We start from the raw sequence: 254 nt of genomic DNA, 5'->3' as shown, positions 1-254 counted from the left end.
AGCGAAGCGATCGAGCTGGTGGCCGTCGAAATGCCGGTCGACGTGGAAGTCGAGAGCGAGGCGACGGAGCTATCGGTCGAGCTGAGGCCGGTGGACAGTGAGCTGATGCCGGTCGAAGTCGAGGTGGAGAGCGAAGCGATCGAGCTGGTGGCCGTCGAAATGCCGGTCGACGTGGAGGTCGAGAGCGAGGCGACGGAGCTATCGGTCGAGCTGAGGCCGGTGGACAGTGAGCTGATGCCGGTCGAAGTCGAGGT

General features: G+C 64.6%; 1 protein-coding gene. It reads left to right on the top strand.

The window, feature by feature from the left end; translation table 11 throughout:
• Nucleotides 1–18: 18 nt before the first annotated feature.
• On the top strand, nucleotides 19–254 hold a 236-nt coding region (locus tag HWY45_RS37255), incomplete at its 3' end, for a hypothetical protein (RefSeq protein WP_279607770.1).

It is taken from the genome of Burkholderia stagnalis, assembly GCF_902830275.1.
In the GTDB taxonomy this organism is placed as follows: Bacteria; Pseudomonadota; Gammaproteobacteria; order Burkholderiales; family Burkholderiaceae; genus Burkholderia; species Burkholderia stagnalis.
This window is presented reverse-complemented; position numbering and strand designations above follow the sequence as displayed.